Annotated in this window: 22 protein-coding genes; 6 read left to right on the top strand and 16 right to left on the bottom strand. The window is 59.1% G+C overall.

Translation table 11 applies throughout. The features are described 5' to 3' along the window. Positions 1 to 61: 61 nt before the first annotated feature. Entirely contained in the window at positions 62 to 295 is a 234-nt protein-coding gene (locus ACP7E4_RS08535) for a hypothetical protein (protein ID WP_426118106.1), read from the bottom strand. Between the two features lie 490 nt (positions 296 to 785). On the opposite strand from ACP7E4_RS08535, the gene ACP7E4_RS08530 reads away from it, so the two are divergent. After that, complete coding sequence (locus tag ACP7E4_RS08530) at positions 786 to 3,560, top strand: glycoside hydrolase family 3 protein (RefSeq protein ID WP_426118107.1); 2,775 nt, start codon at positions 786 to 788, stop codon at positions 3,558 to 3,560. 27 nt (positions 3,561 to 3,587) lie between these two features. On the opposite strand, the gene ACP7E4_RS08525 is transcribed toward ACP7E4_RS08530, so the two are convergent. Further along, entirely contained in the window at positions 3,588 to 4,241 is a 654-nt protein-coding gene (locus ACP7E4_RS08525) for a TetR/AcrR family transcriptional regulator (RefSeq protein ID WP_426118108.1), read from the bottom strand. Between the two features lie 272 nt (positions 4,242 to 4,513). Here ACP7E4_RS08525 and ACP7E4_RS08520 point away from each other — a divergent pair, with 272 nt between their 5' ends. After that, positions 4,514 to 4,759: a hypothetical protein gene (locus ACP7E4_RS08520; RefSeq protein WP_426118109.1), complete on the top strand. Its 246-nt coding sequence runs from the start codon at positions 4,514 to 4,516 to the stop codon at positions 4,757 to 4,759. 3 nt (positions 4,760 to 4,762) lie between these two features. On the opposite strand, the gene ACP7E4_RS08515 is transcribed toward ACP7E4_RS08520, so the two are convergent. From ACP7E4_RS08515 to ACP7E4_RS08500, 4 genes are all read right to left on the bottom strand, one after another. After that, entirely contained in the window at positions 4,763 to 5,557 is a 795-nt protein-coding gene (locus tag ACP7E4_RS08515; protein WP_426118110.1) for an ABC transporter ATP-binding protein, read from the bottom strand. After that, positions 5,551 to 6,549, bottom strand: coding sequence for an ABC transporter permease (locus ACP7E4_RS08510; protein WP_426118111.1), 999 nt, complete (start codon positions 6,547 to 6,549; stop codon positions 5,551 to 5,553). Before ACP7E4_RS08510 ends, ACP7E4_RS08515 begins: the two co-directional genes overlap by 7 nt. Further along, positions 6,536 to 7,609 carry an ABC transporter substrate-binding protein gene (locus ACP7E4_RS08505; protein WP_426118112.1) on the bottom strand — a complete coding sequence of 358 codons (1,074 nt, stop codon included), beginning with the start codon at positions 7,607 to 7,609 and terminating at the stop codon, positions 6,536 to 6,538. The genes ACP7E4_RS08510 and ACP7E4_RS08505 overlap by 14 nt, the downstream gene beginning before the upstream one ends. Positions 7,610 to 7,760: 151 nt before the next feature. Beyond that, positions 7,761 to 8,297 carry a GNAT family N-acetyltransferase gene (locus ACP7E4_RS08500; RefSeq protein ID WP_426118113.1) on the bottom strand — a complete coding sequence of 179 codons (537 nt, stop codon included), beginning with the start codon at positions 8,295 to 8,297 and terminating at the stop codon, positions 7,761 to 7,763. A 538-nt stretch (positions 8,298 to 8,835) separates the two neighbouring features. Between ACP7E4_RS08500 and pseH the strand changes: the two genes are divergently transcribed. Together pseH and ACP7E4_RS08490 are read left to right on the top strand one after the other, a co-directional pair. Then, complete coding sequence (gene pseH / locus ACP7E4_RS08495) at positions 8,836 to 9,384, top strand: UDP-4-amino-4,6-dideoxy-N-acetyl-beta-L-altrosamine N-acetyltransferase (RefSeq protein ID WP_426118114.1); 549 nt, start codon at positions 8,836 to 8,838, stop codon at positions 9,382 to 9,384. A gap of 346 nt (positions 9,385 to 9,730) precedes the next feature. After that, a complete protein-coding gene (locus ACP7E4_RS08490; protein ID WP_426118115.1) occupies positions 9,731 to 11,314 on the top strand; it encodes an aldehyde dehydrogenase (NADP(+)) in 1,584 nt (527 codons plus the stop codon). Positions 11,315 to 11,387: 73 nt separating this feature from the next. On the opposite strand, the gene ACP7E4_RS08485 is transcribed toward ACP7E4_RS08490, so the two are convergent. Next, complete coding sequence (locus tag ACP7E4_RS08485) at positions 11,388 to 12,125, bottom strand: SDR family oxidoreductase (protein ID WP_426118116.1); 738 nt, start codon at positions 12,123 to 12,125, stop codon at positions 11,388 to 11,390. A gap of 289 nt (positions 12,126 to 12,414) precedes the next feature. Between ACP7E4_RS08485 and ACP7E4_RS08480 the strand changes: the two genes are divergently transcribed. Beyond that, positions 12,415 to 12,720, top strand: a complete 306-nt coding sequence (locus tag ACP7E4_RS08480; protein ID WP_426118117.1) for a DUF6482 family protein — start codon at positions 12,415 to 12,417, stop codon at positions 12,718 to 12,720. Here ACP7E4_RS08480 and ACP7E4_RS08475 read toward each other — a convergent pair. After that, positions 12,709 to 12,975 (bottom strand): DUF1652 domain-containing protein, encoded by a 267-nt coding sequence (locus tag ACP7E4_RS08475; RefSeq protein WP_426118118.1) that lies wholly within the window; start codon positions 12,973 to 12,975, stop codon positions 12,709 to 12,711. The genes ACP7E4_RS08480 and ACP7E4_RS08475 overlap by 12 nt on opposite strands. A 153-nt stretch (positions 12,976 to 13,128) precedes the next feature. After that, entirely contained in the window at positions 13,129 to 14,613 is a 1,485-nt protein-coding gene (locus ACP7E4_RS08470) for a PAS domain S-box protein (RefSeq protein WP_426118119.1), read from the bottom strand. Positions 14,614 to 14,886: 273 nt separating this feature from the next. Between ACP7E4_RS08470 and ACP7E4_RS08465 the strand changes: the two genes are divergently transcribed. Continuing rightward, positions 14,887 to 16,149 carry an arsenic transporter gene (locus ACP7E4_RS08465; RefSeq protein WP_426118120.1) on the top strand — a complete coding sequence of 421 codons (1,263 nt, stop codon included), beginning with the start codon at positions 14,887 to 14,889 and terminating at the stop codon, positions 16,147 to 16,149. A gap of 24 nt (positions 16,150 to 16,173) precedes the next feature. On the opposite strand, the gene pcaC is transcribed toward ACP7E4_RS08465, so the two are convergent. From pcaC to pcaQ, 7 genes are all read right to left on the bottom strand, one after another. Next, a complete protein-coding gene (gene pcaC / locus ACP7E4_RS08460) occupies positions 16,174 to 16,572 on the bottom strand; it encodes a 4-carboxymuconolactone decarboxylase (protein WP_426118121.1) in 399 nt (132 codons plus the stop codon). A gap of 14 nt (positions 16,573 to 16,586) precedes the next feature. Further along, positions 16,587 to 17,375 carry a 3-oxoadipate enol-lactonase gene (gene pcaD, locus ACP7E4_RS08455; protein WP_426118122.1) on the bottom strand — a complete coding sequence of 263 codons (789 nt, stop codon included), beginning with the start codon at positions 17,373 to 17,375 and terminating at the stop codon, positions 16,587 to 16,589. Positions 17,376 to 17,548: 173 nt separating this feature from the next. After that, the gene (locus tag ACP7E4_RS08450; RefSeq protein WP_426118123.1) at positions 17,549 to 18,901 is read right to left on the bottom strand and encodes a 3-carboxy-cis,cis-muconate cycloisomerase; all 1,353 of its coding nucleotides are present in this window, start codon (positions 18,899 to 18,901) and stop codon (positions 17,549 to 17,551) included. 16 nt (positions 18,902 to 18,917) lie between these two features. After that, on the bottom strand, positions 18,918 to 20,267 hold the full coding sequence (locus tag ACP7E4_RS08445) for an MFS transporter (protein ID WP_426118124.1): 1,350 nt from the start codon (positions 20,265 to 20,267) through the stop codon (positions 18,918 to 18,920). Between the two features lie 83 nt (positions 20,268 to 20,350). Further along, the gene (gene pcaG / locus ACP7E4_RS08440) at positions 20,351 to 20,953 is read right to left on the bottom strand and encodes a protocatechuate 3,4-dioxygenase subunit alpha (protein WP_426118125.1); all 603 of its coding nucleotides are present in this window, start codon (positions 20,951 to 20,953) and stop codon (positions 20,351 to 20,353) included. 12 nt (positions 20,954 to 20,965) lie between these two features. Next, complete coding sequence (gene pcaH / locus ACP7E4_RS08435; protein ID WP_331151785.1) at positions 20,966 to 21,685, bottom strand: protocatechuate 3,4-dioxygenase subunit beta; 720 nt, start codon at positions 21,683 to 21,685, stop codon at positions 20,966 to 20,968. 138 nt (positions 21,686 to 21,823) lie between these two features. Beyond that, complete coding sequence (gene pcaQ, locus ACP7E4_RS08430; RefSeq protein ID WP_426118126.1) at positions 21,824 to 22,753, bottom strand: pca operon transcription factor PcaQ; 930 nt, start codon at positions 22,751 to 22,753, stop codon at positions 21,824 to 21,826. Positions 22,754 to 22,777 lie beyond the last annotated feature (24 nt).

The raw sequence follows: 22,777 nt of genomic DNA, 5'->3' as shown, positions 1-22,777 counted from the left end.
TTCGCAGCGCTCCCCTGCATCAAGGGCAAGGAAGCCTGCGAGCAGGAATCTCAAAGCGTTATCAGTTCGGCGCTTTTTGAGTCGTGGTGGTCTTGGTGGTGCTGCTGGTTGGGCGACCGCCTTTGGTGGTTTCGGTTTTCTGCTTCTTCACGGCCTTGGCGTCGTGAGTCTGGGTCATCACGGTGGAGTCGGCAGCACCGGACTTTGCATCGGCGTCAGTTGCATCAGCGGCCATGGCAGCACCACAAAGAGCAAAACCCAAAACAACACCTGCACCGATCAAGGGCAACTTCATAAACAATCTCCACACACAAATATAATCAATAGACATAAAAACAGCCTGAGTAATTCAGGACATTTTCCTGCAACTTAACTAGAACTCCGGCACAAGGCCATCAGGTGATCCACCCTGCACTGAAAATTCTTAAACCAATCGACCAGTAGGTTTAGCGAGAGTTCAAAATTGTAAGCAAAAAAGTCAAAAAACCATTCAAAAGCACTTCAAACAAGCTTTTGTTTGACTTCTTATGACAAGAATTGTCTTAATTACGCCGCTTGCGACCTGCCAAACCTATTTTTATGATGGCACTTTGATAGTTCGCAAGAAGTACAACTTAGACAATTCTTATAATATTAAATCGTCGAAATTAATCACATATTGCAATGAGCCATCATGCTCGATAGTTGCGAAAGTGGCCAACTATTGCCTGAAGAAAAGTAACACACTTTGCCGGGAAGGATACTTCCCGACCATGAATTTGAATGAGCAGTTGTCGGAGATACACATGAACAAACGGAAAATGATTGGCGCCCAGTCGGCCTTGGCGCTGCTGGCACTGGCGGTGTCGCAGGTACATGCGGCAACCAGCCCTGCGCTGAATGAAGGCATGGTCACGCGAGCGGAAAAAGCCGCTGACAAGACCCTGGCCAAAATGACCATGGAAGAAAAGCTTGCCTATATCGGCGGCACCGGTGGCTGGGATGTCAAGCCGCTGACCCAGTACGGCGTTCCGCAGATTCACGGTGCCGACGGCGGCGTCGGTGTGCGTTACACCAGCGAAGGCAATGATCAGGGCGTGGTTTACCCGTCCGGCCCGAACCTGGCCGCGACCTGGAACCCGCGTCGCGCCATCGACCTGGGCCGCGCCCTGGGGTATGACACCGCTTCCGGTGGCTATCAGTTCATCACCGGTCCTGGCGTCAACCTGTACCGCATGCCGTACAGCGGCCGTGCCTTCGAATACCTTTCCGGTGAAGATCCGTTCCTCGGCGCCAGTCTGGGTCCTGCAGTCATCAACGGTATTCAGTCCCGTGGTGTCTGGGCCAACGCCAAGCACTTCGCGGCCAACGATCAGGAAAGCAATCGCTTCCACCTGAACGAAATCATCAGCGAGCGCGTACTGCGCGAAATGACCTTGCCGTCCTTCGAGTCCGTGTCGAAGAACAGCAAAGTGGCGATGATGATGTGCTCGTTCCAGAAAGTGAACGGCGAATACGCCTGCGAAAACCAACACTTGATGCGCCAGATCCTCAAGACCGAATGGGGCTATCCAGGTTTCGTCCAGAGCGACTACAACGCCGTGGTCAACGGCTTGAACGCTGCTCAGGCCGGTACTGACCTGGACATGATGGGCTATCAGATGAATAGCACCATTCTCAAGCCGTTTCTGGACAGCGGTGAGCTGAGCAGCGCGACCATCGATGACAAGGTCCGTCGCATTCTCAAGCAGATCTACCTGTACAAGTTCGACAGCAAAGCGCCGTTGACCACCCACAACATGAACAGCGCCACCAGCAACCGTGTTGCCCTGAACGCTGCGCGTGAAGGCATCGTGCTGCTGAAAAACCAGAACAGCCTGCTGCCGCTGGACGCCAGGAAAGTCAAAACCATTGCGGTGGTCGGCACCCTGGCCAAGTACGCACCGCCTACCGGTTTCGGTAGCGCCAATGTCATGGCCGCCAACTACATCAGCGAGCTGAGCGGCCTGCAACAAATCGCCAAAGGCGCCAAGGTTGAGTTCATCGATGGCCTGTCCCTGGACCCGACCACGACGAACTGGACCAGCACCGACACCAACGGCAAGAGCGTCAAAGGCCTGAAAGCGGAGTTCTTCAGCAATGCCAACTGGTCCGGCGATCCTTCGGTTACCCGTACCGACACCCGCGTCAATCTCGACTGGTCCGACGGCAACCTGCCAAGCGCCGATGACGCGTACAGCACCGGTAACACCTCCACCGATTACAACGGCACGACCAGCGGCAACATCACCGGTGACGACTCCAACACCTCGATCCGTTACAGCGGCCAGTTCACTCCGGCTGTCAGCGGCGACCAAGTGTTCAAAGTGCGTGCCGATGGCGTAATTCGCCTGTGGGTCAACGGTAAGCAAATCCTCGACAACGGTGACGGCAAGCCACTGATCAACAACAGCATTCCGCCGACCATTCCGCAATTTGCCAAGATCAGCCTCGAAGCCGGCAAGGCCTACGACATCAAGCTGGAATACTCCCGTCGTCCAGGCTACCTCTCGACAATGGGCGGCATGGTTGGCGTGCAGATGAGCTGGGCATCCCTGGCTGCGCCGCAGGATCTGTCCAAGTACGACGCAGTATTGGTCGCAGTGGGCAACAACAACGAATATGAAGGTGAAGGCTTCGACCACAGCTTCGATCTTCCGGAATTCCAGGGCGAGCTGATTCAGAGCATCGCCAAGGTCAACCCGAACACCGTGGTCACCCTGCACGGCGGTACCGGCCTGAAGATGAGCGACTGGATCGATCGGGTTCCGGCTGCACTGCACGCGTTCTATCCAGGCCAGAACGGCGGTCAGGCCCTGGCCGAGATTCTGTTCGGCAAGGTCAATCCGTCGGGCAAGCTGCCGATCAGTATCGAGCGCAACATCGAAGACAACCCGATCTACGCGACTTTCCCGAAATTCGACAACGCGGAAACCCTCGCCGAGATGAGCTACAAGGACGACTTGTTCCTGGGCTATCGCGGTTACGAGAAGAACGGCACCAAGCCGCTCTACCCGTTCGGTTACGGCCTGTCGTACACCACGTTCGGCTACAGCAACATCAGCGTGACGCCAGGTGTCGCAGTGGGCAACACGCCGATCAAGGTGTCGTTCGACCTGACCAACACCGGCAAGGTGGGTGGTTCTGAAGTGGCTGAGCTGTATGTCGGTCAGCAGAATCCGAAAGTCGAGCGCGCGCTCAAGGAACTCAAGGGCTACAAGAAAGTGTTCCTGAATCCGGGCGAGAGCAAGCACGTCACCATCGAGCTCAACGACCGTTCGTTAGCCTACTACGATGTGACCAGCAAGCAATGGGTCGTAGACGCAGACAGCTTCAATCTGTCGGTGGGCGCGTCCTCTCAGGATATTCGCCTGAACGCCAAGCTGGTCAACCCGTTCCGCCAGGAACTGTCGACCACCACCAGCAACCCGCTGCCACGTTCGGCGTTGAACTCGACGCTGCGTGAACTGCCAGCGGTCAAGACCGGTGGCGTTCTGAATCAGAACACCGACGATGAGATGGACACCACCGAAGACAATTGATCGGTTGAATCAGGGATAGATCAAAGCTCAGGGACGAGCTCTTACCGCCACATCGACCCGTGCGATGTAACTATCGAATCGCTCCACCAGATCAAGCTGATCGGGAAACCGCAGCCACTGAATCTGCAAACCGTCCATCATCGCCAGAATCTCCTGGATCAAGCCCGCAAGATCCACATCCCCGCGTACTTCGCCCATTTCCACCAGATCGGCGAACTGGCTATATAAACGCCCGTAAATTCCCTGATAACGCTCCTGAAACCACTGCCAGGCTGGCTGATTCTCGACCAGGCTTTCTGCATTGAGGATGGTAAACGCGCGCACCACACCGGGTGCCGTGGCATTGGAACGGTTGATGGCGCGCAGGCTACCCAACAGACCGGACAAGGATTTTTCCGCCCGGACCTCATCGGCGATGCGCTGATTGACCTCGTCACGGCGCTGCAAAACCGCCATCAGCAAGGAAATCTTGCTCGGAAAGTGATGCAGTAATCCGGCCACGGAAATCCCCACGATACCGGCAACTTGCGCCATGGACGCGCCGCTGTAGCCTTCCAGGGAAAACACCTGTAACGCCGCATCGAGCAATTCTTCGCGACGCTTTTCGCCCTTGGGCGCACGCCGATGCTTCGGGGTAGCTGGCAGTTCCGCTGCTATTCCAGGCGCGGTTGACTGAGTCATTTCAAGCTCCTTCTTGGGCAGCCGCGTACCCTACCTACAAAGACAAATTGTCGCAATCAATGGCGTTCGTTGAAACAGATGCCAGCCGGGCGGCACATTGGCACGCTATTTTCAGGGAATTCACTGTTCTTGAGTGTTGGGCCAGCAAATCCGCTGCTGACACGGATGTGGAACGCACTAATGACAGTCACTCAACCTCGTGGCGTCCATTAATAGTGCAAAGAGTCGATCAACGGCTCGTCGATCCAGCCATCGAAAAGGAGCTTCTGCTTATGTTCACTCTATCGCAGCTCAAGGAATCCTTGTTCCCGCGCCGGGATGCGAGCCCGGAGCAAACCGGACTTAACGCCAGCGTTACCGGCCACGAGCAAGCAGAACCGACGATGAACATTGCCATGGCCGACGCCAGCAGCGCCCATCTGGATGATTTCATTGATGGCGTCGAATGGGACTTGCTGCTGGTCGACCTGGCCTGTTTCACGGAAATGTCGGATTACGCCGGCCATTCCAGGCTTTAGTAGCTACCAGCTTTCCCCCAGACCCAACAGGCCGAGAATCTGTTTGCGCAGATCGACCAGGTACGGGTCATCCCGATGGCGTGGATACGGGCGCTCGATGGTCAGTTGCGCCTTGATACTGGCCGGGCGGTCGCTGAACACAATCACCCGATTGGCCAGCAGCAACGCCTCTTCCACATCATGGGTGACCAGTAACGCTGTGTAGCCCTGACGTTGCCACAGATCGATCAGCTCCTTCTGCATGGTGATGCGGGTCAGAGAATCCAGCTTGCCCAAAGGCTCGTCGAGAATCAGCAGGCGCGGTTCGTTGACCAGCGCCCGCGCCAACGCCACGCGCTGCGCCATGCCGCCGGACAATTGCCGGGGATAAGCGCGGCCGAAATCACTCAAACCAACCTTGGCCAGCGCGGCATCGACTTTGGCCCGATGCGTCTTGAGCAAACCCTGGGCCTGCAAGCCCAGCGCCACGTTGTCCCAGACGCGCCGCCACGGGTACAGCGTCGGGTCTTGAAAGACTACGACTCGACTCGGATCAGGCCCGGTGATGGGCGCACCGTCGGCCAGCAGCGCGCCGGAATCAGCCGGTTCCAGCCCGGCGACCAAGCGCAGCAAGGTCGATTTACCGCAGCCGGATGGCCCCAGCAAGGCAACGAATTCACCGGGCGCAACGTCAATCGAGACCTTTTCCAGCACAGGCAGACGTTGACCGTCCAACGCGAAACCGTGGCTGAGGTGTTCAATGCGCAGGGCCAATCCAGCGGTCTGCGTTGCCGATGTATCGAAAGCTGCCGCTACCATTTCATGGCTCCTTGCTGCCAGGCCAACAGGCGGTCACGAATCAGGAACAGGCCGGAAATCAGCCCCGAACAGGCCAGCGCCATGATCAGCAGCGCGGCATACATGTTGGCGTAAGCCGCCCAGCCTTGCGCCCATTGCAGATACCAGCCGATGCCGGACTTGACGCCCATCATCTCCGCCACCACCAGCGTCGAGAACGATGCGCCCAGGCCCATGAACAAACCGACGAACACGTGGGGCAGCGCTGCGGGAATCGCCACGTTGAAAATCAGGAAACCCGGCTTTGCGCCCAGGGTGCGGGCCACATCGTAGTAAGCCTTGTCGACGCTGGCGACACCGGACCAGGTCAGCACCGTGACTGGAAACCAGGTGGCCAGCGCAATCAGAAACACACTGGCGCTCCAGCTGGTGGGGAACAGGAAGAAACACAGCGGCAGCAATGCGGTGGACGGCACCGGGCCAAGAATCCGCAGCACCGGATGCAGCCAGTAGCCAATGCTGGTCGACCAACCGATGGCGACACCGGCGACAAAACCGGTCGCCGCACCAAGCGCAACGCCCGTGCCGAGCAACAGCGCCGAGTGCAGCAAGCTGTCGCCCAGCCGTGGCCAATCCTCGACATACACATCAAGCAAGGCTTGCGGCGGTGCGAAAAACGGCACCGGCAACACGCCGAGCTTGGCGGTGAGCAATTCCCAGATGCCCAGCAGGATCGGCAAGGCGATCAGCCAGGCCCCGACAGGTCTGACCCGGCGCGAGATGGCCGGCAACCAGCGCCCGACAATCCCGGCCAAGCCAATCAACGCGGCGACCACCAAACACAGATTGGCCAGGCCTTGAGTCATGGGCCAGTTGCGCGTGGCATTGGGCATGTAGACGATCAGCGCGGCGACCGCGATCCAGGCCGCAACGGCTATTGCGCCTTGCACCCAGATGCGTGCGGGGGCGCGCACCAGAGAATCCACCCGGGAAATTGCTTCAACTGAAGACATCGGCGGTGATCTCCTTGGCGAACGCCTTGGCATCGGTACTCTGGCGAATGACTTCAACCGTCTGCAAATCGGTCGCGTAGGTGACGATTTCCTGGGTCAAAGCCGCGCCGACCGCGTGGTGGCCGTGAGTGTGGTCATGCAGAATCGCTTCGACTTCCTCGGTGGACGTGTTCAGCGCATACGCCTGGAAGCCTTTGGCGACCACCGCAGGATTTTTCACCGAATAGTCATGGGCCTCGAGAATCGCCTGAGTCAGCGCCGCAGCCACACGCTTGTCTTCGCGCACCAGCTTGCCGGTCACGCCGACCACGCAGCAGCTGAGGTTGGCGTATTCCTCGACCAGGTTGGTGGACAGTTCCCGAGCCTTGCCGGATTTGATCAGGCGATACATGAACGGATCGCTGCCGCTGACTGCCTGCACTTCACCACGCTCCAGCGCCGTGCCGAGCAGATCCGCCGGATACAGCCGCCACTCAACGTCACGCACCGGATCGACGCCGTGCTTTTTCAGCAGGATGGAAAAGAAGTTGCGATCCGGGCTGGCCATGTCCGTCACGCCGATGGCCTTGCCCTTGAGGTCTTCCAGTTTATTGACCGACCCGTTCACGGCGCTGAGCAGACGCAGGCAGCCGCCGTGAGTACCCGCCGTGAGCTTGACATCGAAGCCCTGCTCCAAAGCCTTGAGCCAGCGCAACGCCATGCCGATACCGGCATCGGCCTTGCCGGTGGCGATGGCTTCGAGCAGCACTTCGGTGGAGTTGCCGAAATTGACCAGTTCCACGTCAAGGTTGTGCTTGGTGAAAAAGCCCTGACCGTGAGCAATAACTACTGGCGCCAGGCACACCGCATTGAGGTTGATCGCCAGCTTGAGCTTGCGCGGTTCAGCAAGTTTGATGAATTCGCCGGTGCCGACAGGCTCGGCACCGATGCCAGCCTGATGCCCGGCATGCTCGTCCACGGCCCAGGCCGATCGCGGCAGGGACGCCAGCAACGGGCTGGCCAATGCGACGCTGGCCAGGCCCAGCAGACGACGACGGGTCAAATGATCAAATGCTGTCATGCGGTGTTTCCTTGAGAAGTGATGAGGTCAGGCCGTCATCTGAAAATCCTTTTAATAACTTTTCTCAAGGTTCCAGTGACTGGTTAAAACCATATCACTGGTTAAATAATAGCGAAAATGCATTTAAATTCTAAACTAATATGCAAATAGTCTATTGATCATCCGGATCGCCGAGCGCGCCATCGCCTAGGGCTCGCTGCATGAGAACCGTATCGACCCAGCGCCCGTGTTTGAACCCCACCGCTTCGAACACGCCAACCCGCCGAAAACCCATCCGTTCATGCAAGCGGATCGAAGCGATGTTCTCGCTATTGCCAATCACCGCGATCATTTGCCGCCAGCCGCCGCGCACGCAATGCTCGATGACTTCGGCCAGCAACGCCTGACCAATGCCCTGCCCGCCCATACCTTCCTTGATATAAACCGAATCTTCGGCCGTAAAGCGATACCCTGGCCGCGGCCTATATAAGGTGGCATAGCCATAACCGACAACTTCGCCGTCCAGCTCGGCAATCAGATAAGGCAACTTGCGCACCAGGATCTCGGCACGACGGCGGAGCATTTCTTCCAGACTGGGCGCTTCCAGTTCGAAGCTGGCCAGACCGGTCAGCACGTGTTGCGCATAAATCGCCTGGATAGCAGGCATGTCATCCTCGCGGGCTTCGCGCAAGGTCAGGGCTGGGTTCATGTTCAGGGCTCTAACATCAGATGTTGTTGGACGAACCGCATTCTATCCGCGTTGCTCCATACAGTACGCGATGGTTGAGGTCCTTCGCGAGTGGGCTCGCTCCCACCAGTTCGACGCCGGTTTAGCCGCACTGGGCCAGGGATGGCCCTTTGCGGCGACCCTCCCAATCAATGTCGGATTACGGGCATGCCGAGCCAAAGCGAGGGACCGAGTGGTGGGGCAAGAGCGCTTTGGTTACTTTCGCGCTTTTCGAAAGTGACCCGCCGTAAGGTCGGAACCAATAGCCGCCTTTACCGCAACAACGGATATGGACCCATCCCCATGTGGGAGCGAGCTTGCTCGCGAAGGACCTCAACCATAACCCGTACTGTCTGAAGGAACGAGATACCCATACATCTTTCGCGAGCAAGCTCGCTCCCACACAAGTTCGCGCCAACCACGACATTCCATCCGCCACCTGCATATCCAACGGTGAGTTGATTGCCGAGCTGGCCGCCGGGAAGTAATCTGCTTTCCTGATCTCCGTAGGACAATCCACATGCAGTTCCTGCCGTTACTGGAAGCTTCTCCAGCAATCAAGGCCCAGGTGCGTAACCTGCGCAATCAGCTCGCGGTGCGCAGTTTCATGTACAGCGATCATGAAATCAGTGAATCGGAGCACGCTGCGTGGCTGCGATCTCTTGAAGGCAATCCGCGCCAGGCGGTCTTCGTGGTGCTGATCGATGGTCTTGCCTGCGGGGTCGTGGCGTTGAATGCCATCAACGCCACCCACCGCAGCGCCGACTGGGCGTTTTATCTGGACAGCGCACTGCAAGGCAAAGGCGTTGGCAGTCGGGTCGAGTTCTGGTTGCTGGATCATGCCTTTAATACGGCAGGCCTGGAGAAGCTCAACTGCGAAGTGCTGGCGACCAATCAGGCGGTGATCCGTCTGCACCAGAAGTTCGGTTTCCGTATCGAAGGCGTGCGTCGCCAGAACGTCATCAAAAACGACGAACGTATCGATGTGGTATTGCTGGGCATTACCCGGGATGAATGGGTTGCGCAGCGACCAGGAATGCTGGCTGTGATGGACAGGTTGATGCGCTAGGGATGAATGAAAATCACCGTTGGAGCGAGCGGGCGGCGTTCCGACTTGCCCGCAAAGACATCAGCACAGGCGTTCAAGATGTCGACTGACTCCAATCGTGGGCAAGCCGCGCTCCAACAGGTCATTTTGTTCGCGGCGCCTCGTCGGTGCGATCCGCATCGCCGGTTGCGCAGTCCGGCTGCTGGTTGTACGATGACTGTCAACTTTTTCGCTTCATCTACCGTGCTGGCAGCTTGTTTACAGGGCGCAGCACGGTCGGCAGATGTCTAAAACAGGCAACACGCCCGATTAAACCCGCAAATATTTTTGCCAAACAACTCTTTACCTATAACAACAGGAGACACAGATGCCTAATGTTCTCGGCCACAACTTCATCGCAGGTGCCCGCAGTGCCCTTGGCGAGCCGCAACACAAAAGTCTCGACGCCACCACTGGCGAAGCGCTGCCATTCAGTTTTTATCAAGCCACCGACGCCGAAATCGATGCGGCAGCCCTGGCTGCGCAAGCTGCGTTTCCTGAATACCGTCAGCTGAGCCCCGCCCGTCGCGCAGAATTTCTTGAAGCCATCGCTGATGAGCTGGATGCGCTTGGTGATGATTTCGTTGCCATCGTTTGCCAGGAAACCGCACTGCCAGCAGGGCGCATCCAGGGCGAACGCGGTCGCACCAGCGGCCAAATGCGTCTGTTCGCCAAAGTCCTGCGTCGCGGTGACTACCTGGGTGCGCGCATCGACCTCGCTCTGCCGGATCGCAAGCCGTTGCCGCGTACCGATCTGCGTCAATACCGCATTGGCGTAGGCCCGGTTGCCGTATTCGGCGCCAGCAACTTCCCGTTGGCCTTCTCCACCGCTGGCGGCGATACCGCTTCGGCGCTGGCCGCCGGTTGCCCGGTAGTGTTCAAGGCTCACAGCGGCCACATGGCGACTGCTGATCTGGTGGGCTGCGCAATCATCCGCGCTGCCGAGAAAACCAACATGCCTAAAGGCGTGTTCAACATGATTTTCGGCAGCGGCGTCGGCGAAGGCCTGGTCAAGCATCCGGCCATTCAGGCTGTGGGCTTCACCGGTTCCCTGAGCGGCGGTAATGCGCTGTGCAAAATGGCTGCGGAACGTGCGCAACCGATTCCAGTGTTCGCGGAAATGTCCAGCATCAACCCAGTGGTGCTGCTGCCACAGGCGTTGTCGGCTCGCGGCGAAACCGTGGCCAAGGAATTGGCCGCTTCGGTGGTCATGGGCGCAGGTCAGTTCTGCACCAACCCTGGCGTTGTGATTGGTGTCAGCTCGCCTGCCTTCACCGCGTTCCTTGAGCAGCTCAAGGAACAAATGGGCGGCCAGCCAGCACAAACCATGCTCAATGCTGGCGGTCTGCGCAGCTACAGCAAAGGCGTCGAGCATCTGTTGTCGCACCCTGGCATTACCCACCTGGCTGGCAAGCCGCAGGAAGGTAAACAGGCTCAGGCGCAACTGTTCAAGGCTGATATCAGCCTGCTGCTCAATGGCGACGAACTGTTGCAGGAAGAAGTTTTCGGCCCAACCACCCTGGTGATTGAAGCGGCTGACGATGCCCAGCTCAAAAGCGCGCTGCAAGCCTTGCGCGGCCAGCTCACTGCAACCCTGATCGGCGAACCGGCTGATCTTGCGCAGTACCAATGGCTGGTGCCGGTGCTGGAAGAGAAAGTTGGCCGCATCCTGGTCAACGGCTACCCGACTGGCGTTGAAGTCTGCGAGGCCATGGTCCACGGCGGCCCATACCCGGCAACTTCCGATTCGCGTGGCACTTCGGTCGGCACCCTGGCGATCGACCGCTTCCTGCGTCCGGTCTGCTACCAGAACTACCCGGATGCCCTGCTTCCGGCAGCGTTGCAAAACGCTAACCCACTGGGCCTCAAGCGCCTGGTGAACAGCGAGTGGAGCGATCAACCCATCGCTTGAGTACTGACTTCAGTCAGCTGAAACGGCGCGGCCCTCAAGCCGCGCCGTTTTTTTTATGCCCCGCAAAAAACCATCAGAACGGGCTTGCGGTAGGCCGCACGATAATTTCGCTGACGTCCACGTCCGCAGGCTGTTCGATTGCGTAAGCGATGGCGCGGGCAATCGCCTCGGCGGGAATCGAGATTTTGCGAAATTCACGCATTTCGGCGCGCCCACCTTCATCGGAGATACTTTCCGCCAGTTCCGATTCGGTAACCCCCGGCGACACCAGTGTCACGCGGATATTTCCGCCCACTTCCTGCCGCAAGCCTTCGGAAATCGCCCGCACTGCGTACTTGGTCGCGCAGTACACCGCAGCAGTCGGCGATACCGCATAGGCACCAATCGACGCGATATTGATGAACTGACCCGAGCGCTGCTGCTGCATGATCGGCAATGCCGCCGCGATGCCATGCAGCACGCCACGGATATTGACGTCGATCATCTGGTTCCACTCCTGAACCTTGAGTGCTTCCAGCTTTGAAAGTGGCATGACTCCGGCATTGTTGAGCATCACGTCCAGGCGCCCGTGACGCGCGACGGTGTGCTCAACCAGTGCCTGCACGCTTTGCAGGTCGGTGACATCCAGCGCGTGATATTCAGCGCTGCCACCCGCCTCCTCGATCTCGGCACACAGGCGCTGCAGACGCTCAGTGCGACGCGCGCCCAACACAACATGTGCGCCGCGCGCTGCCAGCAGCCGCGCAGTCGCTTCGCCGATGCCGCTGCTGGCGCCGGTTATTACCACGATTTTGTCTTGAATAGTCGACATGTCAGCACACCTGAAACTGTGGATGCTCAGGGCGAGCATCGCTGTGGGATCAGATTAGGCGCACGACAATCTTGCGGTTAGACGAATTCTCCGCAGTTCTTGCCCGATTCTGTCCGGAGTTCCTGGCCTTTCCAGTCTGGGAAAAGCCTGTGGGACCGGCTTTAGCCGGAAATACCTCTTCCCGGCTGAAGCCGGTCCCACAGAAAAGACACAGATTGAACTCATGCAACACCGGCTCCTCGAATCTCAGAGGCAGGCATTTGCCCTTCCCTCCCAGCGAGGTAGCGTCATGGACTTGAAAAAACTGACCACACACGTGAAAGCCGGCGACATTCAGGAAATACAGCTGGTAACCATGGAAGGCGGTTCCTACGTCATCCAGGCGCTGATGCACGGCAAATCGCACCCGGTGAAAGACAGCCACGGCGACACGTTTCATGTCGCATCGGTAGACGAGGCGCGTAAATATCTGGCGGGCGTGCCGGAAGTGCCGCTTTATCTGGTGCATCCGACCGTTTATGACGAGATGGTGGGCCAGGCCGACAGTGACGCTATGCCCACCCGCGAGCCGATTCCGTTTCGCTCAAGCCTGTGACGGCAGCGGCTGGCCAAGTACAGAGCTCATGCTGACACTGGTGAGCTCGTCGCGTAACTCTTCAATAAGCGTCAGTACAACGTCATGGCTCTTGAGCGTGTCGACAGCGATCCCTGTCACGACCAGATCGACCCGGCCACTGTCGCGATCATAAATACGCACCATCAATGAGCCGTCCGGGCTCACCGTACATTCACACGCCATGGGGGTGAAGCTGCGCTCGATCAGCTGGCGCACCTGCGCTAAGTAAGTCACGAGCGGCGGCCTGCTTCGGCCAGGCAACTTGAGGTCTGCAAATTTCTGCCCTGCAAAGGTCGAATAAAGACCGTCAGGTTAGAAATATCCCGCTCAATTGGATAGACGAATTTGCACCTGTCGCACTAGTAGATTCGCACCAGAACAGCGGAACTATTTACGTTTGTCAGACGAAAACAATGCCCGCTTGCGCGCCCAGATAATCGCCTCCGAGCGACTGTGCAGACCGAGTTTGGAGTACATGGTGGCCACGTGATTACGCACGGTATTGGGCGCCAGCTTGAGTCGCAAGGCGATTTCCTTGTCGGCCAGACCCTCGCAGATCAGGCCCAGCACGTCCTTTTCCCTGGCGGTCAGGTCGACCAGCGACGTGCCCGGCAGCTCGGGGCGCTTGACGCTTTTGGCGCTGGCAAGCTTGTCGATCAGCGTGCGAGTGAACCATGACGCGTCCTGCATGACCTCTTCAATCGCGCTGACCAGCTCGGTTTCCGAGCGCTTGCGTTCGGTAATGTCCATCAGCACCAGCAGGTAGCAGGTGGCGTCCTGAATGCTGACCGTATCCGCCGACGCGACGCAGTCGTTGATTTCCCCATCTTTCCTGCGCACCTTCAGATCCATGCCCTCAATGCGACCGGATTTTTCCAGGGCCTGCAACAGCTGGGCGCACGTGGCCTTGCCGTCCAGGAAGTCGATTTCCTTGAGCGACCGACCAGTGACTTCCTCGCCATTGAAGCCGGTGCTTTTCAGAAAGGCATCGTTGACTTCCAGCACCTGCTGAAGGTCAGCACTGCACACCAGGGTCGGCACCGGGCTCAGGCGAAACGCCTTGGCGAAGCGCTCTTCGCTCTGGCGCAAGGCGATTTCGATCTTGCGCCGTGGTTCCAGATCCATGAAGGAGAACAGCATGCAGTCCTCCTCGTTGATATCCAGCGGCTGGCCGGCGACGATCACCAGCTTGTTGCCGCCGTCAGGCAACTTCAGGTCAGCCTGCATTTGGGGGATGGTCAGGCCCTCATTGAGGCGCTGGATCGCCAGATCCTTGCGCTCGGCATTTTCCAGCACATCCACTTCATAGACCGAACGGCCAATCACCTGCTCCCGGCTGTAACCGGTCATTTCCAGAAAGCCCTGGTTGACCTTGATATAGCGCAGGTCACTGAGGCGGCAGATGACCGCAGGCGCTGGATTGGCATTGAACGTCCTTTCAAAGCGCTGCTCTGCACTGGCCCATTCGGTGGCATCGGTCATGATCAGCGCCAGCAGTTCCGGTTTACCGTTGCCGCCGTTGAGAATCATGCTGCGCACCCGATGCACCCAGTATTTCTCTTCGTCATCCTTGGCCCGCACTTCCACCACCATGTCACTGAACGCCTCACCGGCTGCGACCCGATTGATCGGGTAGTGCTTCTGAGCCAGCGCCTTGCTGTCGCGATAGCTCAGGGCAAAACGCGACGCGTAATCGCTGGCGTCAGTACCCAACTGCCCAACCTTGTCCACACCATGCATTGCCAGCGCTGCTTCATTGGCCCAAATGATGGTCTTGTCCAACTCGATCAACAACACGCCATCGGACAGACCGGAGATGATCTCCTGCAATTGTCGACGATTGGTTTCGCTCTCCAGAACGGCCTGACTCATTGGAACTCCATGACCTGAAAACATGAATTGAAAAACGCGACTTGAAAAAACAGGCTTGCGCGTGGAATACGCGCCAGCCATTGGCTGGTTGGACATTCGCCAGACGCGGCAAATTCCACCATTTTTTTTCAGGTATGCAGTTTTTCAGTTTCGTCCTTTGCAACCCTGGCCTATAGCCGGGGTCAATGTTTTCTGTAACGAGACCGTTAATCCTGGGTTGCTGCGGTCTGGCCGCGTTCAACACGTTCGCATTGTCCTGTCTGAAGAGATTTCATGCCCGCATTCGACCCGTCAACGGCCATCTGGATCGTGGCCGCCCTGGCCACCTGTGGCGTCATTCTGCGGCCGTGGCGCGTGCCGGAATTTGTCTGGGCCATGGGTGCAGCCGTGCTGCTGACCGTCTCGGGATTGATCCCGCTACGCACCGCGCTGCACGCGGTCGGCGAAGGTCTGGATGTTTATCTGTTCCTGATCGGCATGATGGTGCTGGCCGAACTGGCCCGCCAACAGGGGCTTTTCGACTGGCTTGCGATGTACGCGGCGCAACATGCGCGCGGCTCGGGGCAGCGCCTGTTCGATCTGGTGTTTCTGGTGGGCACGCTGGTGACGGTGTTTCTCTCCAACGACGCAACGGCGGTGGTCTTGACCCCTGCGGTCTACGCGGCGGCACGGGCGGCCAAAGCCGAACCGTTGCCCTATCTGTTCGTTTGCGCGTTCATTGCCAATGCGGCGAGCTTCGTCCTGCCGATTTCCAATCCCGCCAACCTGGTGATTTTCGGCAGCCACATGCCGCCGTTGCTGACCTGGCTCTGGCATTTCACCTTGCCGTCGATTACCGCCATCGGCCTGACGTATCTGGTGCTGCGTTTCACCCAACGCGCCCATCTGCGCCAGCCGCTGGAAACCGCCATCAACCTGCAACCGCTGTCCAGCGGCGCCCGCCTGACTGCGTTTGGCATCGTGTTGACCGGGATTGTGCTGCTCAGCGCGTCAGCCCTTGGCGTGCAACTTGGCTTGCCGACCTTCTGCGCCGGTATCGCCACAGCGGGGCTGATTCACTTGCGTCAGCGATTGAGCCCGCTACCCGTGCTCAAAGGTGTGTCCTGGGGCGTATTGCCGTTGGTGGCCGGGTTGTTTGTGCTCGTGGAAGCACTTGCGCAGACCGGTCTGATCAATCAGTTGGCGCATGCGCTGCAAACCCTGGCGGAACGTTCCAGCGTCCAGGCCATCTGGGGCGCCGGTGTGCTGGTGGCGATTGCCAGCAACCTGATCAACAACCTGCCAGCCGGATTGATTGCCGGGTCGATGGGCCACATCGCGCACCTGCCCACGGAAGTCACCAGTGCGTTGCTGATCGGCGTGGATCTGGGACCCAATCTGTCGATCACCGGTTCGCTGGCGACCTTACTCTGGCTGATCGCGGTGCGCCGCGAGGGCGAGAATGTCAGCGCCTTCACTTTTCTGCGGCTGGGCATCCTGGTGATGCCGCCGGCCTTGATCGGCGCGCTGGCGGCGTTGTCGATCACGGCAGGCTGAAACGCGCGAAAAGACTGGTCGGGATCAAGACGGATTGAGCGACTCCACGCCCATTTCGTCCCAGACTTCTTCGGCCAGATGAAACGTAGCATTGGCCGCTGGAATGCCGCAGTAGATCGCGCTTTGCATCAGCACTTCCTTGATCTCGTCGCGGGTCACGCCGTTGTTTTTCGCGGCTTTCAGGTGCAGACGCAGCTCACCTTCGCGGTTCATGCCGATCAACATGGCGATAGTCACCAGGCTGCGGGTATGCCGTGACAAGCCCGGTCGGGTCCAGATATCGCCCCAGGCATGGCGGGTGATCATTTCCTGAAACTCTTCATTGAATGGCGTGAGTTTCTTCAGACTGTTATCGACGTGGGTATCACCCAATACAGCACGGCGTACTTGCATGCCCGCTTCGTAACGTTGTTTCTCGTCCATCCTGTCCTCCGGTTTCAAGCTTGCAGAAAAGCCAGCACGCGCTCATTGAACGCAGCGGCGGCTTCGACACTGGAAAGGTGTGCAGCGTGGAATTCAGCGTATTGCGCATCGGCAATATGCTCGACCAGATAGCGCCCATCGTCGGGCGTGGTGACCGGGTCCTGAGCGCCACTGACCACCAGCACCGGCAGCGAGATCGAGCCCAGCTGTGCGCGAAAATCCGCGTCACGCACCGCCACGCAATTGGCTGCGTAACCTTGGGGCGAGGTTTGCCCCAGCATGTTCACCAAGGCTTCGACCTGTTGCGGCTGCGCCGCGACAAATCCTGGGGTAAACCAACGTGCAATGGTTGCTTCGCGCAACGCCTGCATCGCCGCAACACCGTCGCGCAAGACAGTTTCAATGCGCGGATTCCAGATCTCCGGGCTGCCGATTTTCGCGGCGGTATTGCACAGCACCACGCGCTTGAGTCGATCAGGTGCATTAATCGCCAGCCATTGGCCAATCAGCCCGCCCATGGACAGGCCGCAGAACGAGACCTGCTCCAGTTGCAGTGCATCCAGCAGCGCCAACACGTCGCGGCCATTCTGCTCGATGCTGTACGGACCTTCGGTGACCAGCGACTGGCCGTGCCCGCGAGTGTCGTAGCGCAAGACCCGGAAATGCTCGATGAACGTCGGAATCTGCGCGTCCCACATGTGCAGATCGGTGCCCAGTGAATTGGACAGCACCAGTAACGGCGCGCCTTGTGGGCCGTCGAGCTGGTAATGCAGATCGCCGTCAGTGAGGTGAATGAAAGGCATTGCAAGCTCCAGAATGTTTAGTTGAAGAATCCGTGGGACCGGATTTATCCGGGAAGAGGCCGGTTCAATCAATGCATTTCGTCGTCAGAAATGCCGCCTTCCCGGATAAATCCGGTCCCACATTTTTGCTGTTTGCTGCGTGACATCGCGGCGTCTGGACGACAGGGAATCTCCTACTGAAGTTGCAGCGCTTCATGCTCCGCCACCGCCCGTTCAACCCAGTGTCCGGCCTGGCCCAGGTAGCTGGCGGGGTCGAGCAGATGATCCAGCTCAGCGCTGGACAGCTCGGCACTGATCTGCGGATGTTGCCCCAGCACCAGACGCAGATGCGCGCCCTGCTGCACCGCGCTACGACAGCAGTGTTCAATCAGGTGATGGGCGGCATCGCGACCCAGACGTTTGGCCAGTGCGATGCTCACCGCTTCGGCCAGCACCAGACCTTTGGTCGAGTCGAGGTTTTCCAGCATCCGCGCCGCGTCCACTTCCAGCTCAGGAACGACCTGCAAGGCCTGCTGCAACGAGCCGGAAACCAGGCAACACAGTTCGGGCAAGGTTTCCCATTCGGCATGCCACAGGCCCAGACTGCGTTCGTGCTCCTGGGCCATAGCGGCAAACATCGTGGCAACCAGCCCCGGCGCGCGCACCGAGGCGCCGATCATTACCGCCGCGCCCACCGGATTGCGCTTGTGCGGCATGGTCGAGGAACCGCCCTTACCCGCCGCTGCGGGTTCGAACAGCTCGCCGACTTCGGTCTGCATCAACAAGCTGATGTCCCGGCCAATCTTGCCCAGGCTGCCAGCGATCATGGCCAGCAGGCTGGCGAACTCCACCAGCCGGTCGCGATGGGTGTGCCAAGGCTGCTCGGGCAATGTCAGCTGCAGCTCCCGCGCCAAAGCTTCGGCCACGGCAAAACCCTGATCACCCAGCGCCGCAAGGCTGCCGGATGCGCCGCCAAATTGCAGGCTCAGCAGGCGCGGCTTGATTTCGCTCAGTCGTTGACGATGCCGCGTCACTGCGCCCAGCCAACCGGCGATCTTCATGCCCAGCGTCACCGGCGTAGCCTGTTGCAACCAGGTCCGCCCGGCCAGCGGCGTCAACGCATAGCAGCGGGCCTGTTGCGCCAGGGCGTCCGCCAATTTGCCCAGATCGATCTCCAGCAACTGCAACGCCTGGCGCAGTTGCAGGATCAGGCCGCTGTCCATGGCGTCCTGACTGGTGGCGCCCATGTGCACGTAGCGCTCGGCGACGGGATTGCACGCGGAGATCTTCTTGCCCAAGGCCTTGACCAACGGAATTGCCGAGTTACCGGCATTACCCACGGCAACCGCCAGTTCGTTGAAGTCGAACAGCTCGGCGCGGCAGGCGGCTTCGATGTCCGCAACCACTTCTACCGGGATCAATCCGGTGCGGGCCTCGGCCCGGGCCAGCGCGGCCTCGAAGTCGAGCATGCCCTGCACCCGGCCATGATCGGAAAACACTTCGCGCATGGCCGGCTGGGTAAAGTACGCGTCGAAAAGCTGGTTCACTGCTGTGTTCCTTCTATCAAGTGGCGTCCGAATGGCTGACCCAGCCTTTGATCACTACGGCAATTGCCGCCAGCGCCGCAGGTACCACCAACGCAGTCAGCACTTGTTCGAAATTCCAGCCCAGGCCCAGCAAGGTTGCGCCAGCCCATGCGCCGAGAATCGCACCGAAACGGCCGATGCCAAGCATCCAGGACACGCCCGTGGCGCGGCCTTGTGTTGGATAGAACCGCGCGGCCAGTGAAGGCATGGCCGATTGCGCGCCGTTGATGCACATCCCGGCGAGCAGCACCAACGTCGCCAATACTGCGACGTTGCCCAGGCTTTGACCCACCAGCCAGGCGAATATCCCCGCCAGAAAGTAAGCAATACCAATCACTTTGTGCGGGTTGAATTTGTCCATGGCCCAGCCCACGCCGACTGCGCTCAACACACCGCCGAACTGGAACAGCGCGCCGATGAACGCCGACTGCTCCATGCTCGCGCCGCTGTCGCGCATCAGGGTTGGCAGCCAGCTGGTCAACAGGTAAACGATTACAAGGCCCATGAAGTAGGTCAGCCACAGCAGCAAGGTGCCAGCGCTGTAAGTGCCAGAGAACACCACTTTCAGGACATTGCGGCTGCGCATGGTTTTCTGTTCGGGCACGCTGAAGTCCTTGGCGTTGGCGACGTCCAAGGGCGAGATCGGCGCCAGCACCTTGCGAATGCGCTCCACGCCGCGATTGCGCACCACCAGGAACCGCGCTGATTCCGGCAACCAGAACAACAGCACCACAGTCAGCAGCAGGGGCAGAACCCCGCCGAGCATCAGCAGGCTATGCCAGCCCAGCGCGGGGATCAGTTTGGCGGAAATGAATCCACCGCAGGCCATGCCCAGATTGAAACCGCAGAACATGCTGGTCACCAGCAGCGACTTGAGTCGTTCCGGGGTGTACTCCGAGAGCAGCGTCGTCGCATTGGGCATGGCTGCACCCAGGCCGACGCCGGTCAGGAGGCGCAGGATCAGCAATTGATCGATGTTGCTGCTATAGGCCGACAACAGGCTGAACACGCCGAACACAAACACCGCCACGACCAGTACGACCTTGCGGCCGAAGCGGTCAGCCAATGGCCCGGAACCCAACGCGCCAAAGACCATGCCGATCAGCGCAGCGCTCATCACCGGGCCAAGGCTGGCGCGATTGATGCCCCAGTCCAGGCTCAACGCAGGCGCGATAAAACCCATCGCAGCAGTATCCAGGCCATCGAGAAAAACAATCAGAAAACACAGCGCAACCACTCGCCACTGGTAGCGGGACAAGGGTTTGGCGTTGATGAAAGCTTGCACGTCAAGCGTGCCAGCCTCCGGGAAGCGAGCCGAAAGTGTCATGGTTATTCCTTTTATTATTATGGGGTCGTCCGCTGCAGCGGACGCCCTGTATCGCACGCGTTTTCTACACAACTGGAGCCGGATCAGAAATCGAAGAACACCGTTTCGTCCGCGCCCTGCACCCGGATATCAAACTGATAGGCCAGCTTGCCGTCGATGCTGCACCGCTTGGCGATCAGCGTTTCCCGGCGCGCCGGTTGCTCGATCAGGTTCAATACCGGATCAATCGCGTTGGCCTGGGCTTCATCATCGAAGTACAGCCGGGTTTGCAAATGGATGTTGATCCCTCGGGCAAACAGCGACAGGTTGATGTGCGCCGCCATGGGTACGCCAGCGGCATTGAGCACGACGCCTGGCTTGACGGTATTCAGCAACCACTGGCCGTCTTCACCCGTGGCAGTACGACCGAAACAGTTGAATGGCTTTTGCGGATCATAGATCGGGTCGTAAACGCCTTGACGATCGGCCTGCCAGAACTCAAGAAAAGCGTCGCGAATCAAGTGGCCGTTGCCATCGTAAACGTTGCCCACCAGCACGATATGCTCACCAGGCGCGTCGGCCGTGGCCATTTCATGGGCGATTTCCAGATCCCGGGGCGGGTTGCCCGCAGCTTCCAGCGCCAGGCCGATATGCACGTACGGGCCGGCGGTTTGCGAAGGGGTTTCAGGCAAAAGTTGAACGGGCATGCTCGTGCCTCCTCAGCGGTTTTCGAAGTGCGTGCTGCGCTGGCCGCGCAGGACGATGTCAAAGCGGTACGCCAGGCAATCCATGGGATTGGCCATGCCCATGTCGAGCCGCGCGATCAGGCTTTGCACCGCTTCGGGGTTGGCAATGGATTTGACGATGGGGCACAGCGGAATCAGCGGATCGCCTTCGAAATACAGCTGGGTGATCAAGCGCGTGGCAATCGACGGGCCGCTGACCGACACGTGGATGTGCGCCGGGCGCCAATCGTTGGGGCCGTTGCGCCACGGATATGGCCCGGGCTTTACCGTACGAAAACTGTAGTTGCCGTCACGATCAGTCAGGGCGCGACCGACGCCGCCAAAGTTGGGATCAATGGGCGCCAGATAAGCATCGCGCTTGTGCCGATAACGCCCGCCCGCGTTGGCTTGCCAGATTTCCACCAGCGTATGCGGCACAGGTTTGCCATATTGATCGCAGACCCGACCGGCAACGATGATCCGTTCGCCAATCGGCAAGCCGCCACGGTTGAAGTTCAGCAGCAGATCGTTGTCATGCACGCCAAAGTTCAGGTGGGAAAAATCAGGGCCGGTGGACTCGGAAACGGACTGCGGAATGCTCACCAGCGCTTGTTTTGGCGAGCGCAGGATCGACGTCTTGTAATCGGGGGTCAGGGCTTTGGGGTGCCAGTTTCGGTCACGAATGACGAAACGACTGCTGTCTGCATCAGACATGAGGTTCTCCTTGGTTTTTATGAGGAGTTTTGAGTGGCGACATGACCGCTGAGGACGATGCACCAGGCTGTTACGCAGTGTCCCTTGCCCTGAACAAAACCGAAATTGAATAAAATTACGCGATCCATATCCATATGGTTATGGATGCGTGTCTTTGCCATAGTCGTCGCCCACTTCCCGCAACACATCGACGCACCACTGCGCCGCTCGGGAAAGCGGCAGCGCCGGATTGCTGCAAATGCCCACCGAACCGCCGGGTTCACGGATACCCAGTTCCAGCTCGCTCAGCTCGCCGCTGTTGAGATCCTGCTGCACTGCATCGAACGGCGCGATCCAGATCGCATCGCTGCATTGCACGTAGCGGCGACTCAAGGTCAGGGACAAGGTTTCCAGACGCTGGCGCGGCGGGCTGATGCCGTATTGGACGAACAGGCTGTCGGCGAATTTGCGAATGGTGGTCCCGGCCAACGGCAGCACCATGGGGAAATTTTCCAGGCTTTCGCGCTTCACCGCACCTTGCAGCAACGGATGGTCGCGGCGCACCACCAGGGTCATGGACTCGCTGTACAAGTGCTCGAAGGTCAGGCCCTGAATCAACGGGCTGTCGGTCATGCGTCCGACCACCAGATCCAGCTCGCCAACCCGCAACTGGGACAGCAGATACGCACTGGGCCCGGTCATCACGCTGACGATCAACGCCGGATGCCGGGCGTGCAGGCGACACACCACTTCTGGCACCAGTTGGCTTTCGACGGTCGACAGCACACCCAGGCGCGCCGTAACCGGTTCATGTTCGCCGGAACGCAGGCTGTTCACCCCTTCCCGTAACGACTGCACGCTAGGCCCGGCGAAGCGCAGAAACGCCACCCCCGCCTCGGTCAACGCGGCGCCGCTTTTGCTGCGCAGGAACAACTGGGTGGCGAGCAGGGTTTCCAGCTCCTTGAGGGTCTTGGACAGCGCGGGCTGACTGATCGCCAGTTGGTCCGAAGCGCGGGCAAGGCTGCCTTGGCGGGCGACTTCGAGGAAACACACCAGATGGCGAAACTTGATTCGGGTATCGATATTCAACGCAGAATTCGCCTTCGGGAAAAA

Origin of the sequence: Pseudomonas sp. DSP3-2-3, assembly GCF_049898225.1 — a bacterium.
Classification (GTDB): Bacteria; Pseudomonadota; Gammaproteobacteria; order Pseudomonadales; family Pseudomonadaceae; genus Aquipseudomonas.
Note: the sequence above shows the minus strand (reverse complement) of the source record. Positions and strands in the feature narration are given on the sequence as shown.